The sequence below is a fragment of the Pandoraea sputorum genome (assembly GCF_000814845.2).
Classification (GTDB): Bacteria; Pseudomonadota; Gammaproteobacteria; order Burkholderiales; family Burkholderiaceae; genus Pandoraea; species Pandoraea sputorum.
Genome location: NZ_CP010431.2, coordinates 875122 through 888830, shown reverse-complemented (window position 1 = coordinate 888830; position 13709 = coordinate 875122). Strand labels below are relative to the sequence as shown.

At 63.5% G+C, this 13709-nt stretch carries 13 protein-coding genes; 7 read left to right on the top strand and 6 right to left on the bottom strand.

All coding sequences use genetic code 11. From position 1 onward, the window contains the following. Positions 1 to 40 precede the first annotated feature (40 nt). The 4 genes from NA29_RS04025 to NA29_RS04010 are packed head-to-tail and all read right to left on the bottom strand — an operon-like array spanning position 41 to position 4511. Positions 41 to 1708: an AMP-binding protein gene (locus NA29_RS04025; protein ID WP_052252506.1), complete on the bottom strand. Its 1668-nt coding sequence runs from the start codon at positions 1706 to 1708 to the stop codon at positions 41 to 43. Next, complete coding sequence (locus tag NA29_RS04020; RefSeq protein WP_072633194.1) at positions 1701 to 2510, bottom strand: enoyl-CoA hydratase/isomerase family protein; 810 nt, start codon at positions 2508 to 2510, stop codon at positions 1701 to 1703. The genes NA29_RS04025 and NA29_RS04020 overlap by 8 nt, the downstream gene beginning before the upstream one ends. Before the next feature lie 28 nt (positions 2511 to 2538). Continuing rightward, a complete protein-coding gene (locus NA29_RS04015) occupies positions 2539 to 3720 on the bottom strand; it encodes a CaiB/BaiF CoA transferase family protein (protein ID WP_039395961.1) in 1182 nt (393 codons plus the stop codon). Positions 3721 to 3728: 8 nt separating this feature from the next. Beyond that, the gene (locus NA29_RS04010) at positions 3729 to 4511 is read right to left on the bottom strand and encodes an enoyl-CoA hydratase/isomerase family protein (protein ID WP_224786725.1); all 783 of its coding nucleotides are present in this window, start codon (positions 4509 to 4511) and stop codon (positions 3729 to 3731) included. 238 nt (positions 4512 to 4749) lie between these two features. Here NA29_RS04010 and NA29_RS04005 point away from each other — a divergent pair, with 238 nt between their 5' ends. From NA29_RS04005 to NA29_RS03995, 3 genes are read left to right on the top strand one after another with little or no spacing between them, the layout of a single operon-like run. Then, positions 4750 to 5706, top strand: coding sequence for a hydroxymethylglutaryl-CoA lyase (locus tag NA29_RS04005; RefSeq protein WP_039395958.1), 957 nt, complete (start codon positions 4750 to 4752; stop codon positions 5704 to 5706). Beyond that, the gene (locus tag NA29_RS04000; RefSeq protein ID WP_052252505.1) at positions 5703 to 6125 is read left to right on the top strand and encodes a PaaI family thioesterase; all 423 of its coding nucleotides are present in this window, start codon (positions 5703 to 5705) and stop codon (positions 6123 to 6125) included. The genes NA29_RS04005 and NA29_RS04000 overlap by 4 nt, the downstream gene beginning before the upstream one ends. A gap of 44 nt (positions 6126 to 6169) precedes the next feature. Then, positions 6170 to 7231, top strand: coding sequence for a porin (locus NA29_RS03995; protein WP_052252504.1), 1062 nt, complete (start codon positions 6170 to 6172; stop codon positions 7229 to 7231). A 70-nt stretch (positions 7232 to 7301) separates the two neighbouring features. Here NA29_RS03995 and NA29_RS03990 read toward each other — a convergent pair whose 3' ends face one another. Next, entirely contained in the window at positions 7302 to 7715 is a 414-nt protein-coding gene (locus NA29_RS03990; protein ID WP_157744755.1) for a lysozyme inhibitor LprI family protein, read from the bottom strand. A 298-nt stretch (positions 7716 to 8013) separates the two neighbouring features. Between NA29_RS03990 and NA29_RS03985 the strand changes: the two genes are divergently transcribed. Then, a complete protein-coding gene (locus tag NA29_RS03985; RefSeq protein WP_039395955.1) occupies positions 8014 to 8643 on the top strand; it encodes a glutathione S-transferase family protein in 630 nt (209 codons plus the stop codon). 52 nt (positions 8644 to 8695) lie between these two features. Here NA29_RS03985 and pdxR read toward each other — a convergent pair whose 3' ends face one another. Next, positions 8696 to 10306, bottom strand: a complete 1611-nt coding sequence (gene pdxR, locus NA29_RS03980) for a MocR-like pyridoxine biosynthesis transcription factor PdxR (protein ID WP_039395953.1) — start codon at positions 10304 to 10306, stop codon at positions 8696 to 8698. A gap of 297 nt (positions 10307 to 10603) precedes the next feature. Here pdxR and tauA point away from each other — a divergent pair, with 297 nt between their 5' ends. The 3 genes from tauA (at position 10604) to NA29_RS03965 (ending at position 13548) form a co-directional block, all read left to right on the top strand. Further along, positions 10604 to 11668: a taurine ABC transporter substrate-binding protein gene (gene tauA, locus NA29_RS03975; RefSeq protein WP_095178408.1), complete on the top strand. Its 1065-nt coding sequence runs from the start codon at positions 10604 to 10606 to the stop codon at positions 11666 to 11668. Positions 11669 to 11759: 91 nt separating this feature from the next. Beyond that, complete coding sequence (locus NA29_RS03970; RefSeq protein ID WP_039395952.1) at positions 11760 to 12578, top strand: taurine ABC transporter ATP-binding protein; 819 nt, start codon at positions 11760 to 11762, stop codon at positions 12576 to 12578. 154 nt (positions 12579 to 12732) lie between these two features. Further along, positions 12733 to 13548, top strand: coding sequence for an ABC transporter permease subunit (locus NA29_RS03965; RefSeq protein WP_039402292.1), 816 nt, complete (start codon positions 12733 to 12735; stop codon positions 13546 to 13548). Positions 13549 to 13709 lie beyond the last annotated feature (161 nt).

The following is a 13709-nucleotide window of genomic DNA, read 5'->3' as shown; positions in this document are numbered from 1 at the left end:
GGGGCGGACGTCGTGTCCATCGACGCCCGGCCGTCAGATGTCAGGACAAACCGAACTCCCCAATCGCGTAGTCGCGCAGCTTGTTCTTCTGCACTTTCGAGCTACCCGTCATGCCGATGCCGTCGAACGAATCGACGAATCGCAGGTATCTCGGCACCTTGAAATTCGCAGCACGTGCGCGGCACCAGTCGATCAGCGCCTCGCTCGTCACGTCCGCACCGGGGCGCAGCACCACGAACGCCGCAGGCACTTCGCCCAGACGCGCGTCCGGCACTCCCACGACCTGCGCCAGCTGCACGGCCGGATGCGTGAACAGCGTCTCTTCCACTTCGGCAGGCGCAACGTTCTCGCCACCGACGCGAAACACATCCTTCAGACGGCCAAGCATGCGCATGCGCCCCTCACCGTCGATCACACCGAGATCGCCCGTGCGCAGCCAGCCATCGTCGCTGAATGCCTGCGCCGTCTCCTTCGGCTTGTTGTAGTAGCCCTTCATCACGCTCCAGCCGCGCACCTGAATCTCGCCAGGCTCGTCCGCGCCGAGCACGTCACCCGTTTCGGGAGACACCGTGCGAATCTCGATGCCCGGATGCGGGCTCGCCCATCCACCGACGCGCAATTCGAGCGGATCGCGCCAGTCGTTGAGCACCACGTTGGGCGACGCTTCCGACTGCCCATATGCACCGACCATGTAAGGCACGCCCATCACGTCGTGAATCTTCTGCATGATTTCCGGCCCGGCCGCCGCCCAACCGCCACGCAGGTGAATGCGCTCGCGACGGAATTCGGGGTGGCCCATCATCATCAGGAAAATCGTGTCGTTACCGGACGTCAGCGTGCAGCGCTCTTCATCGAGGATCGTCAGCACACGCGCCACATCGAACGATGGCACCGACAGCAGGCACGCCCCCGTCACCAGCGAGACGAGCAGCGACATCGTCGTGCCTGCCACGTGGAAGAACGGACGCACGCTGAAATAGCGATCGTCGGCACGCACACCGATGCGCAGCGCAGACGCGGCAGCATTCATCAGCATGTTGCGATGGCGCAGCAGCACGCCTTTGGGGAACGACGTCGTGCCGGAGGTGTACTGAATCAGCAGCACGTCGTCGGGCGAGACGGCGGCGCAACGGCGCGCGACTTCGTCACGCAACGCGGACGTGTCCGGCAATGCATCGAAATGCTCGACGCCTTCCGGCAAACCTCGCGCACTGTCGCCCACCATCACAGCGCGACGTAGCAGCGGCAAAAAGTCGCCCGGCAGTTGCGCATCGAACGCCGGTTCGACACCGCGCAGCAGCGCCGTGTAGTCGATGTTCAGGAACGTGTCGACATAGAACAGCACGCGCACGTCACCCTGACTCAGACAATAGTTCAGTTCGTCTGACTTGAATCGGGTGTTGACGGGCACGGCGACCGCGCCGATCGATGCTGCCGCGTAAAACAGCACCACCCAATCCACCGAATTGCCCATCAAAATGCCGACATGCTCGCCGTGCTGAACGCCGAGATGCACCATGCGCGCTGCCGCCTGTGCGACACGCTCGCTCAGCGTGCGGTAGTCGATGCGCTCACCCTCGATCACCAGCGCTTCGGCTTCGGGCGTTGCACGCGCACGCGCCGCGAGAACGGCGGGCAGCGTGACCGGCCCTTCGAGCCCGAACTGGCTGGCGTAGCTTTCATGCCCTGCGTCATGAACTTCAGGCATGACCGCCTCCCTGCTTCGTATCCTGGTTCGCTGCATGATCGACATCGTTGCTCGTGCCGCTACCGAAACGCGCGATCTTGCTGCCCCAGTCGGGACTTTGCAGCAACGCGTCGATGGCGAGCATCTCGATGGCGAGCGCACCGGCAGGGTCCGTCTCGACGCCACGGTCGATGCAATCCTTCGTGAGACGCATCGCCAGCGGCGACGCGGCGGCAATCGTCTGCGCCATGACACGCACGGCGTCCAGCGCGCCTTGGGCTGGCACGATGCGCGACACCAGCCCGGCCTCGCGCGCTTCCTGCGCCGACAAGGTGCGACCGGTGAAGGCCATGTCCTTGGCGAGACGCTTGCCCACGGCGCGCGGCATGCGCTGCGTAGCACCGACCGTCCCCCACAGCGCTTCGGGGGTGCGGAACGCGGCGGCATCGGTCGCGACGATGAAGTCGCACGCCATGGCGATCTCGCCACCCGACCCGATGGCCGGACCTTCGACGAGCGCGATGCACGGCTTGCCGATCTGTTCGATGGCGTCGTAGGCCGCGAACGCCTTGATACGGCGCGCGCGCACGTCGTCAAGACTCATTCCCTGACGCTCCTTCAGATCCGCCCCCGCGCAGAACACCGGCCCGTTAGCGCGAACGATCACGCAGCGCACCGAGTCGTCGTCGCGCAGCGCCTGAACGGTGGCGCGCAGTTCGTCGCACATCGCGGCGTTCAGCGCATTGCGCTGCTGCGGCCGGTTCAGCACGACTTCCACGACCGCGTCATGACGCACGATCTCCAATGTCTCCCAAACTTTCATGCTTGTCTTTCCTAACGTCGAATCGAATTCAGATGGCGCCTTCACGACGCAAATCCGCGATTTGCGCCGGGGCATAGCCGAGCTTCGCCAGCACCTGATCGGTGTGCTCACCCAGCAACGGCGGACGCCCCACTTCGGGATCGGCGAAGCCGTCGAACTTGAATGGCACCGGCAGCGCGCCGAACTTGCCGACAGACGGATGCTCGAACTCGCTCACCATGCCGCGTGCGAGCACGTGCGGATCGGCCAGCACTTCATCAACATGCTGGATGGGGCCTGCGGGAACACCGGCGGCGTCGCATGCGTCGCACAATTCGCGACGCGTTCTGCCCGCGATGGCAGCGCTCAGCGCCGCCATCAGGCGGTCGCGATGCTCGACACGACCTGCATTGGTCGACAGCGTGGCGTCGGCCGCCAGCGCGTCGAGGCCAAGCAACTCGCACAGCGGCAACCAATGCTGATCGCTGCACGTGATGTGGACGTAGGCCCCGTCGCTGCACTCGAATGTGGCCGACGGCACACGCCCCGGATGTTCCGTACCCAGACGCGGCGGCACCTCACCCAGCGCGAAGTAACGGCCAGCGGCCAGCGTCAGCAGACTGACCTGACCGTCGAGCATCGAGAAATCGACGTGACAGCCCGCGCCCGTTTGCGTGCGACCTTGCAGGGCACTGAGAATCGCGATCGCGATCCACAAGCCCGACGACAGATCGGCGATCGGCAGCCCCGGCTTGACCGGACCGCCGCCGCGTTCGCCCGTCAGACTCATCAGCCCGCCCATCGCCTGAAAGACAGTGTCATAGCCCTTGCGTTTTGCGTACGGGCCGGTCTGACCGAATCCCGTGCATGAGACGTAAATGAGCTTCGGGTTGGCTTCGCGCATCGCCGCCTGATCGAGGCCATAGCGCTTGAGGGTACCGACGGGGAAATTCTCGAGCAGCACGTCGGCGCGCGACGCGAGATCGCGGATGATCGCGCGCCCCGCTTCCGTCTTCATGTTCGCCGTCACGGACTGCTTGCTGCGGTTGCAGGCGAAGTAGTACGCCGACTCGTCGCCGACTTTCGGCTCGAAGGTGCGTGTCTCGTCCCCGCTGCCCGGCTGTTCGATCTTGATGACCGTCGCGCCCAGCTCCGCCAGGATCATGTCGGCGAACGGGCACGCCAGTACGCGCGCCAGTTCGAGGATCGTCACACCGGCCAAAGGCTTCATCGGAGCGCTCACGACTTCGGGGCGCGCTTGGGAAAGCTGCGCATCATCAGGTTCGTATCGAGCGAGACATCGAACGCCTGCGTGAGCGGCAGATCCGCCACGCGATGGAACAGACGCTTGGTCGCGGTCATCGATACCGGATCGTAGTCGGCCAGACGCGCGGCAAGCGCCACGGCGTCGTCGACCAGTGTGTGGTCAGGGCTGACACGATTGGCAAGTCCGAGCGCCAGCGCACGCGACGCGTCGACGGTATCGCCTGTCGACACCAGCTCGAACGCGGTCTTGCGGCCAACTTGACGCACGAGATTGGCCATCACGATGGCCGCCACGATCCCGTGCTTCAACTCCGGATAGCCCAGCTTGAGGCTCTCACCGACGACCAGCAGGTCGCAGGCGAGCGCCAGTCCCGCGCCGCCGCCCATCGCATAGCCCTGCGCCGCACCAACGACCGGCGTGCCGATCTCGACGAACGCCCGATGCAGCGACGTGGTGAGGTGCGCACGCTTGAGCGCAGCCTGCGAGGCGTCGGCGTCGCTGCCGCCCGCAACGAAGCCACCGAACTCCTTGACGTCGGCCCCGGCACAGAAGCTCTGTCCTGCCCCGGCGAGCACGATGGCGTTCACCTCGGGATCGGCGTCAGCCTCACGCAACGACGCCAACAGCGCCTGCGTCAGTTCGTTGTTCAGCGCGTTGCGCTTGTCGGGGCGGTTCATCGTGATCACGCGCACAGCGCCGCGATCTTCGATCAACAAGGAGTCGGGATACGTCATGTTGCGGGAGGTTCGAGACATCGGATTCATCAGCCAGAGGTGAAACAGGGTATGGCGGCTAGCCTAATCCAAAAAATGTGACGTCGTCAAACAAAATAATCTACCAAACACAAATACACTCCGAAAACACCGCAAATACTCATACAAATTAAGGGAAACCCCTTGTGCGGCGATTTATAAATTATTTGACATTGCATCACATTAAGTGATTTCATGCGCTCCATCCGAACTCACTTCCGGCGCATTGCGCCCGCATGTCATGTCCGATCTGATCCTGTGCGAATGCTTCGCCCGCGACGGCCTGCAGCACGAGACCGCGTTCCTCTCCACCGACACCAAGCGCGACCTGATCGATCAGTTCGCACGCGCCGGATTTCGTCGCGTGGAGGCCACGTCCTACTCCAACCCGGCAGTGGTGCCTCAATTCGCCGATGCGAGCGAGTTGCTCACGGTGTTGCCGCGTGTCGATGGCGTTCACTACAAGGCGACGTGTGCCAACACGCGCGCCGTCGAGCGCGCGCTGACCGATCTCGACGCCGGGATCGGCGTCAACGAAATCAGCCTGCTGGTCTCGGCGAGCGATTCGCACTCGGAACGCAACCTCAAGCAGTCGCGTTCGGGTCAGTGGCTGCGCGTCGAAGCGATGGCGAAAGCTGCCCAAGGCCGCTTCCGTCTGGTCGGCACGATTTCCGTGGCGTTCGGCTGTCCCTTTGAAGGCGCGATCGATCCGGTCAGCGTCATGGAAGACGTGGAGCGCTTCGCATCGCTCGGCGTGAAATACATCACGCTCGGCGACACCATCGGCGTGGCGACGCAAGCGTCGACGAAGGCGCTGTTCGCGCAAATGCTGTCGTCGTTCCCCGACGTCCACGCCATCGCCCACTTCCACGACACGCGCGGCACCGGCATCGTCAACTACCTCGCCGCGCTCGAAGCGGGCGTGACTCACTTCGACGTCGCCTTCGGCGGCACAGGCGGCCATCCCGCGAAGGTGCAATACGGCGGTGGCGTGACCGGTAACGTTTGCACGGAGGACTTCGTCAACGTGCTCGAAACGATGGGGGTCGACACCGGCATCGATCTGAGCGCCATGATGGCCGCGTCGCAAGCCTGTGAGACGGCGCTCGGTCGCCAGTTGGCAAGCCGCGTGGCACGCACCGGTCTGAATCCGATGTTGCGTCCGAAACTGAGCGCCAGTTTGGCGACCGCGCAATGAGCCGGGACGCCACCGACCTCGAGCGCGAGTTGCGCGTCGAATCGCAGTTCTGTCTCGATAACGGGTTTGCACTCGTCGACGCCGGCGACGGCACGGCCGTACTCGCCTGCGACGTGCTCGAGCGGCATACGAATCGTCACGGCAACGCGCACGGCGGCCTGGTCGCGGCGCTACTGGACACGGCGATGGGCGTGGCCACACGTGCGAGCGGTGCGTTCGACAACCTCGGCACCGCCAGCCTCACGATCAACTACCTGCGCCCGGCGCGTGGCCGCATCACCGCACACGCACGCGTGCGCCGCAGCGGCCGCACGCTCGCGTTCTGCGAGGCCGAACTACTCGACGCAGAAGGCCGTCCGCTCGCCACCGCCAGCGCCGTATTTGCTGTCGCAACACGGAGTGCCTCGCCACCGGCCTGACCCACCACCGCAACACCACAAAAACCACATCGGAGACACGTTTCATGCCTTTCGCAACACGACGCCGCCTCGGGTACGCCGCGGCCTGCCTGTCCTTTGCCTCGCCGCTGTTACTCGTGCCCGCGAGTGCCCACGCCGAGGTCACCCTCTACGGCCTGATCGACACGGCCATCCGCTACGAGACCAACGCGAATGCGAGCGACGGCAAACTGTTCAGCGCCTCGCAAGGCTCATTCACCGGATCGCGTTGGGGCATCAAGGGCACGGAACAACTTGCGCCGGATCTGGAGACGTTCTTCGTGCTGGAGAGCGGCTTCAGTCTCGACGACGGCACGTCGTTGCAAGGCACGAAGAGTGCAGGCTTCGGGCAAGCGTCGTCCAATGGTGCGGGACGGCTATTCGGCCGCCAGGCCTTCGTCGGCGTGCGCGGCAGCTACGGCGCGTTGTCGGTCGGGCGTCAGTACAGCGTGGGCTATACGGCGATGGGCGCAGCACAGATCTTCAACAACCCGAACCTCGACACCCTGATCGTCGCGAGCAACTATGTCGGCAGCCGACTCGACAACACGGTGAAGTACACGCTCGACGCCGGTGGCTTCTCGCTGGGCACGGCCTACACCTTCGGTAACGCCGCGAACGATACGCATGCGAACTCGGGCGTTGGGGTGACGGCCGGTTATACGGCGGGTGGCGTCAACGGCACGCTGCTATACCAGCGCCTGACATCGGCGGACGGCACGCAATCGCGCAATACGTTCGGCTTCTCGACGGGCGCGGCGTTCGGCGCATGGCGAGCGACAGCGGGCTACCTGCACAGCCAGTTGACCGAAGTCGAGACGCGCAACAATGTCATGCTGCTCGGCCTGAGCTACAACCCGTTGCCTGCGCTGACGCTAGGGGTCGGCGGCTTCGTCGACTGGCAGGCGCAACCGGGCGGCAAACGTACCGCCGTCTACGGCATGGCCGACTACCAGTTGAGCAAGCGCACGGACGTCTATCTGGAAGTCGACCACAACAACATCAGTGGCAAATACACGCTGATCGCCTCGCAAGGCACCTACGGCAGCAAGGTCGGCGTGTCGCTGGGGTTGCGTCATACCTTCTGATTCACAACGAAAACGGCGGCAACGACCGGTGTGTCGTTGCCGCCGCCATACGAAGTGTCCCGCAGGTCAGTTACGGACGAGTGCAGGAGAGATCGCCCTCTTCGCAGTTGTTCATCTTGTCCAGACGTTGGGTCTGCGCCTTCGTCAGATCGTCCAAGCAACTCGTTATCACCAGCGAGTGAACGGTCCCGCCTTCCGACCCCATCGTTTCGAACGTGCATTGCGCATCGCGCCAGGCGATCCACGCCCGCTGGGACTTTTGCAGCGCCGCCTTGCCCTGAGGGCTGAGTTTATTGCTGAGCGTCTGGAAAGACTGATTGAGCTTCTTGTCCGACGCCTTGTAGGCATCCATCGCGCACTTATTCATCGTCGCCTGATCCTGCGGATTGTCACAGGGTGACGCGGCATGCGTCGCGGCACTCGCCATCAGCACCACCGCTGCCGCAGCCCATCGAATCACTTTGGTCACACGCGTCTCTTTCACGGTTTCTCCCGGAATTTGGATGTCCATCGGTCAGATGGGTCAGATGGGTCAGATGGGTCAGATGGGTCAGATGGGTCATCCTATCCGAAGCCGCCGCGTTCGGGCGCGACGGCCCCGCCTGATCGCAATAGGCGCAGTAACATGCCGCGTTGAACTCCCTGCATCGACCGAGAGCATGACGGCGTGCGCGGCCAATCTGTTCTGCCCGGCAAGTGAGGCATCTGTATCTGTTATCGCCTTATCCGGGTGACTAGAATCAACGCTGTTCCCCCAACAAGTCTCGATAAGAAGGATTGATATGCTTCGCATTCTCGGCAGACCGGCGTCCATCAACGTACGTAAGGTGTTGTGGCTCGCTCATGAGCTTGGCATCCCCTTCACCAACGAGCCGTGGGGCGACGGCGACATCTCGCGCAAGCTCGACGACCCTGCGTTTGCCACACTCAATCCGAATCTGATGGTGCCGGTGATCGAAGACGGGGGCTTCGTCCTCTGGGAGTCGAACAGCATCCTGCGATATCTCGCCGCGTCGCGCGATCGCACGGATCTCTATCCCGTCGCACCGCGCGAACGGGCGCGCGTCGATCAGTGGATCGACTGGCAGTCGTCCGACCTGAATCCGGCGTGGAAGTACTCGTTCCTGTCGCTGATTCGTCGCTCGCCCGGCTACGACGATCCGCAGGCGCTCGCCGCCAACTCTGCACGCTGGAACGACTTCATGCGCGTGCTCGACAAGCAACTGCAAACGACACAGGCCTTCGTGAGCGGCGATAACTTCACGCTCGCCGACATCCCCGTCGGCCTGTCGGTGCATCGCTGGTTCAGCGTGCCGATCGAACGTCCGCAATTGGAGGCCGTGTCGGTCTACTACGAAACCCTGTCCGAACGCGAAGGCTTCCGCCTTTACGGACGCAACGGCACGCCGTAAGCGCCCCGGCAAACCGCCGTACGTCTTTGCGGCGCGCGCTGCTCTCAATCCGTCAGCGCTGCGCTGGCGTCGCCTCGGCCATCGTCTCGCGCATGACCTCGGCCAGGGCGACGACACCCGCCTCGATGTGCTCCAGCCGGATCGACGAAAAGCCGAGCCGGAACATGTTGCGCGGCGGGTCATCCCCCATGAAAAACACATCGCCCGGCTCGATCAGAATGCCGCGCGACTTTGCCCGCGCCGCCAGCACGTTCGCGTTCAACTGCGACGGCCCTTGCACCCAGCACGACGCCCCACCCTTCACGCGCACGAACGTCGCTTCCGGCATATGTGCCGCGAGCGCTGCACTCAGCACTTCGGCACGCTTGGCGTAGGTGTCGGCCAGACGCCGCAGCAGCGCGTCGTGATGACCTAGCGCGAGGAACATCGAGAACGAACGCTGAATGAACGCCGACGGGTGACGAATCATCAACCGGCGCAACGCACGTAGCTCATTGACCAGCGCCGCCGGCGCGACGATATACCCCAGCCGCAATCCGGGTGCGAACGACTTCGACAGACTGCCGATGTAGATCACCCGGTCGCTGCGGTCCAGACTCTTGAGCGCCGGAATCGGAATGTCCGAATAGCTGTTCTCGCTCTCGTAATCGTCCTCGATCACGACAAAGTCGTCGGCCTCCGCGCGACGCAGCAACGCCTCACGATGCGCAAGCGGCATCGTCGTGGTCGTAGGACATTGGTGCGACGGCGTCACGTACACGTAATCGCACTGCGACAAGCGCTCGTCCACCGGCAACCCATGCTCGTCGACCGGCAGCCCGACCAGCTTCGGCGTGCGCATCGCGAAGATGTTTCTGGCATCGGGATAACCGGGGTCTTCGACACCCACGGTCGTGCGCGCGCCCACCAGCAGATCTGCGAGCAAATACAGCGCCTGTTGCGCACCATTGGTGAGCACGATCTGATCGGCGTCGGCCCACACGCCGCGACGCGGCAACACGCGCGTGCGAATCTGCTGGATCAGCGTTTCGTCGTCGCGCGCGATCATGTCCGGCGCCCAGTCGCGAATCTCCATGACGGTGAGCGCCTTATGGCAGCACTCGCGCCAGTCGGCGGTCGGGAACATCGTCGGATCGAACTGCCCGTAGATGAATGGGTACTGGTACTGCTGCCAGTCGATCGGTTTCACGATGTTGCGCTGCGCCGAAGGCCGCACCACGTAACGCCCCTCCCAGTCGGGCGTGGACGGATCCAGTGGCGCGATGGTTCCAGCGGATTCCGTCTCCGCCCGCCCCTCCTGCGCGTGCTTCCCGTCACGACCCTCGTGACCATTGCGGCCATCGCGTGCGTCCCGCGCACTCGCGGGTTGCGTCCCCACGCGCGGTGCGAGGATATCGCCATTGACGAAGTAGCCGCGCCGCTCCCGCGCGATCAGATAGCCCTCGTCGACCAGCTGCTGGTAGGCCAGCACCACCGTGTTGCGCGCCACGCCCAGCCCTTCGGCCAGCTCGCGTGACGACGGCACGGCCGCACCGCGCATCAGGCGCTCGTCCAGAATCGCCGACACGAGCATCTGGCGAATCTGGCTCTGCAAACTCATGCCCGCTCGCGCCGACACCAAGAACAACTGGTTCCACATCGCCGCGGAAATCCGGCTCGACATCGCGTCCCCTTTTTGTCTGTCACTTCTAGAACGTCAATTATTACTCATGAGACGGTGACGTTTATTCCGAATTGGGGTTTATCCGCAGACGGGCGAAAACAGGCGAGATTCGAGCATTCATGCGGCTTGCGGGCCGTTCACGGGGCAACTGGACCAGTTGGCATCATCAAATGCGGCCAACTGGCTCTAACGAACAAAAATGTGCGCGGCAATGATGCAGTCACTTGACGCCGATTTGTCATGCCAGATGCGTCAACCCGAGTGTTCTACCGAAAACCTTTCGAACTGAGGTGAACCATGACTGGACTTCCGAACCGACTGCGACGGGTGTTCGCGGCGACGGCACTGGCGGCTGCGGCCTTGCCCGCCACCCTGATGCTCGGATTGACGGCGCCCGCAACGGCGCAGGCGCAGGCGCAGGAAAAAGAGGTGACGATCGCGTACCAGCAGATCGTCGATCCGTGGCTGGTCGCCATTTCGAGCGGCGAATTCGAGAAAGCAACCGGTTACAAGATCCACTGGCGCCAGTTCGAATCGGGTGCCAAGGTCGCCACGGCGCTCGCCTCGGGCGACATCAAGATCGGTGTGCTTGGCTCCAGCCCGATGGCGGCGGCCGTCTCGCAAGGACTGGACCTGCAACTGTTCTGGATCCTGGACGACATCAACCAGGCTGAAGCGATGGTCGTGCGCAATGCGTCGAACATCAAGACCCCGGCCGACCTCAAGGGCAAGAAGATCGGCGTGCCGTTCGTCTCGACGACGCACTACCACACGATGTTTGCGCTGCAACAATGGGGCATCAAGCCTACCGAAGTGCAGGTCCTGAACATGCAGCCGAACCAGATCGTGGCCGCATGGGAGCGCGGCGACATCGATGCGGCCTACGTGTGGGATCCGGCGCTCGCGCAGATCAAGCAAAGCGGCCATGTGCTGATCACGTCGGGCGAATTGTCGAAGCAGGGCAAGCCGACGTTCGATGGCATCGCCGTCGACCGCAAGTGGGGGGAAGCGAACGCCGATTTCATGGCGAAGTTCGTGAAGGTCATCGCCAGTGCCGACGCAGCCTACCGTCAGAATCAAGCGGCCTGGACTGCGGGCTCACCGCAAGTGAAATCCATCGTCAAGATGATCGGCGGCAAGCCGGAGGACGTGCCGGGCGCACTGTCGCTCTATGCCTATCCGTCGGCCGAACAACAGGCGTCTGCGGAATGGCTGGGCGGCGGCAAGGACAGCCGCGCTGCGAAGGCACTGAAAGACACCGCCGACTTCCTGAAGGGTCAGCAGAAGATCAACGCCGTCAAGGCGGACTACACGCCGTTCGTCACGTCGCGTTATGTCGACGCCGCGCTCAAACTGAAGTAAGCCGCACCGGGGCCGACGCGCCGGCCGGTTGTGCGGCGCGCCATCCCCTCCCCGATCGCTGGATTAGCTGGATCGACTGGAGAAGGGCTTCATGGAACAACTCATCGTCAACGACGTCAGCGTCGTGTATCCCGGCCGGCGTCCCGGCGAGCAGGTGCAGGCGCTCGCCCACGTCGATCTGACCATCGCACCCGGCGATTTTGTTGTGGCGCTCGGCGCTTCGGGCTGCGGCAAAACCACGCTGCTCAGTCTGATGGCCGGCTTCATCGCCCCCACCTCCGGTGAATTGTTGCTCGGCGACGCCCCCATCGAAGGCCCCGGCGCCGACCGTGGCGTCGTCTTCCAGAAACACGCGCTGCTGCCTTGGCTGAGCGTGATGGAAAACACCGAATTCGGTCTGAAGCTGCAAGGCATTCCCAAGACCGAACGACGCGCCCGCGCTGCACGCAACCTGGCACTCGTCGGCTTGCAGGACTTCCACAATCACATGATCTACCAGCTCTCGGGCGGCATGCAGCAGCGTGTGGGGATTGCGCGTGCGCTGACCTGCAATCCGTCGATGCTGCTGATGGACGAACCGATGGCTGCGCTCGACGCGCTCACTCGCGAGACCATTCAGGAACTATTGCTCGATGTCTGGCGCGAGACGCAGAAGATGATTTTCTTCATCACGCACAGCGTGGAAGAAGCGCTGTTTCTCGCCAGCCGACTGATCGTGATGTCGCCGCGTCCCGGACGTATCACCCACACCTACGAACTCGACTTCAACAAGCGCTATCTCGAATGCCGCGATGCACGCGCCATCAAGTCGAGCCCCGATTTCATCGCCATGCGCGAGACGGTGCTCAGCATCATCTACGGTGACGAGCGTGCCGGGCAGACTGCGTCTGCCGGTGCGGTCTCGGCCTGATGTGCCTGATCGAAGCCGGAGACGAGCCATCATGATGACCAAACCCGTCACTACCCCGCAGGCACCGTCCGCCACGAATGGCAGCGGCATGCAGCGTCCGTCCTCTCCCCTGAATACGCCGCGCGCCCCGCGCCGCAAGGGGTTCTTCGCCCGCATGTTCGCCCCTCGCCCGGTGAAGGCCGGTGAATCGTTCGGCGCGCCCGGTCAGGGACCGAGCCTGGCGATCAGCGTCGTGACTGTGTTCGCGCTGCTGGCGATCTGGGTCGCGATCACCTCGTCGGGAATGATCAAGCCGCTGTTCCTGCCGGGACCGCGTGCCATCGTCGAGAAATTCATTCAGGTATCGACCGAGGGTTTCGCAGGCTCGACGCTGTGGCAACACACGCTCGCCAGTCTGTATCGCGTGTTCGGCGCGTTTGCGCTGGCCTGTGTGACAGCGATTCCCGTCGGCATTCTGATGGGCGTTTCGCGCATCGGACGCGGCGTGTTCGACCCGCCCATCGAGTTCTATCGCCCGCTGCCGCCGCTGGCCTACCTGCCGCTCGTGATCATCTGGTTCGGCATCGGCGAGTTCTCGAAAGTGTTTCTGATTTATCTGGCCATCTTCGCACCGCTCGCGATTGCGGCACGTGCGGGCGTTCGCTCCGTCTCGATGGAGCAGATTCACGCGGCGTATTCGATGGGCGCGTCGCCACGTCAGATCGTGATGCACGTGATCGTGAAGTCGGCCCTGCCGGAAATCTTCACCGGCATGCGCATCGGTATCGGCGTGGGCTGGACCACGCTGGTGGCCGCCGAAATGGTGGCGGCATCGAGCGGTCTCGGTTTCATGGTGCTCAACGCGGCGGAATTCCTCGCGTCGGACATCGTGATCATGGGGATCATCGTGATCGGCTTCTTCGCCTTCGGGTTCGATCTCATCATGCGCTATCTCGAGCGCGTACTCGTGCCCTGGAAAGGCAAGGTCTGACAAGGCAGAAGCGGTTCCGTTGGTCATCACAAGAAGACGCAGGGCGGCGCGCCCCCCAGTACCTACCGCGCCGCACCTGACGTCAAACAAGGTGTTAAGGAGGTTGTGTGGCAGTTGAGACATTCATCGGCAGTTCCCCCCTCGTTGCAGTCCTCGCAGTG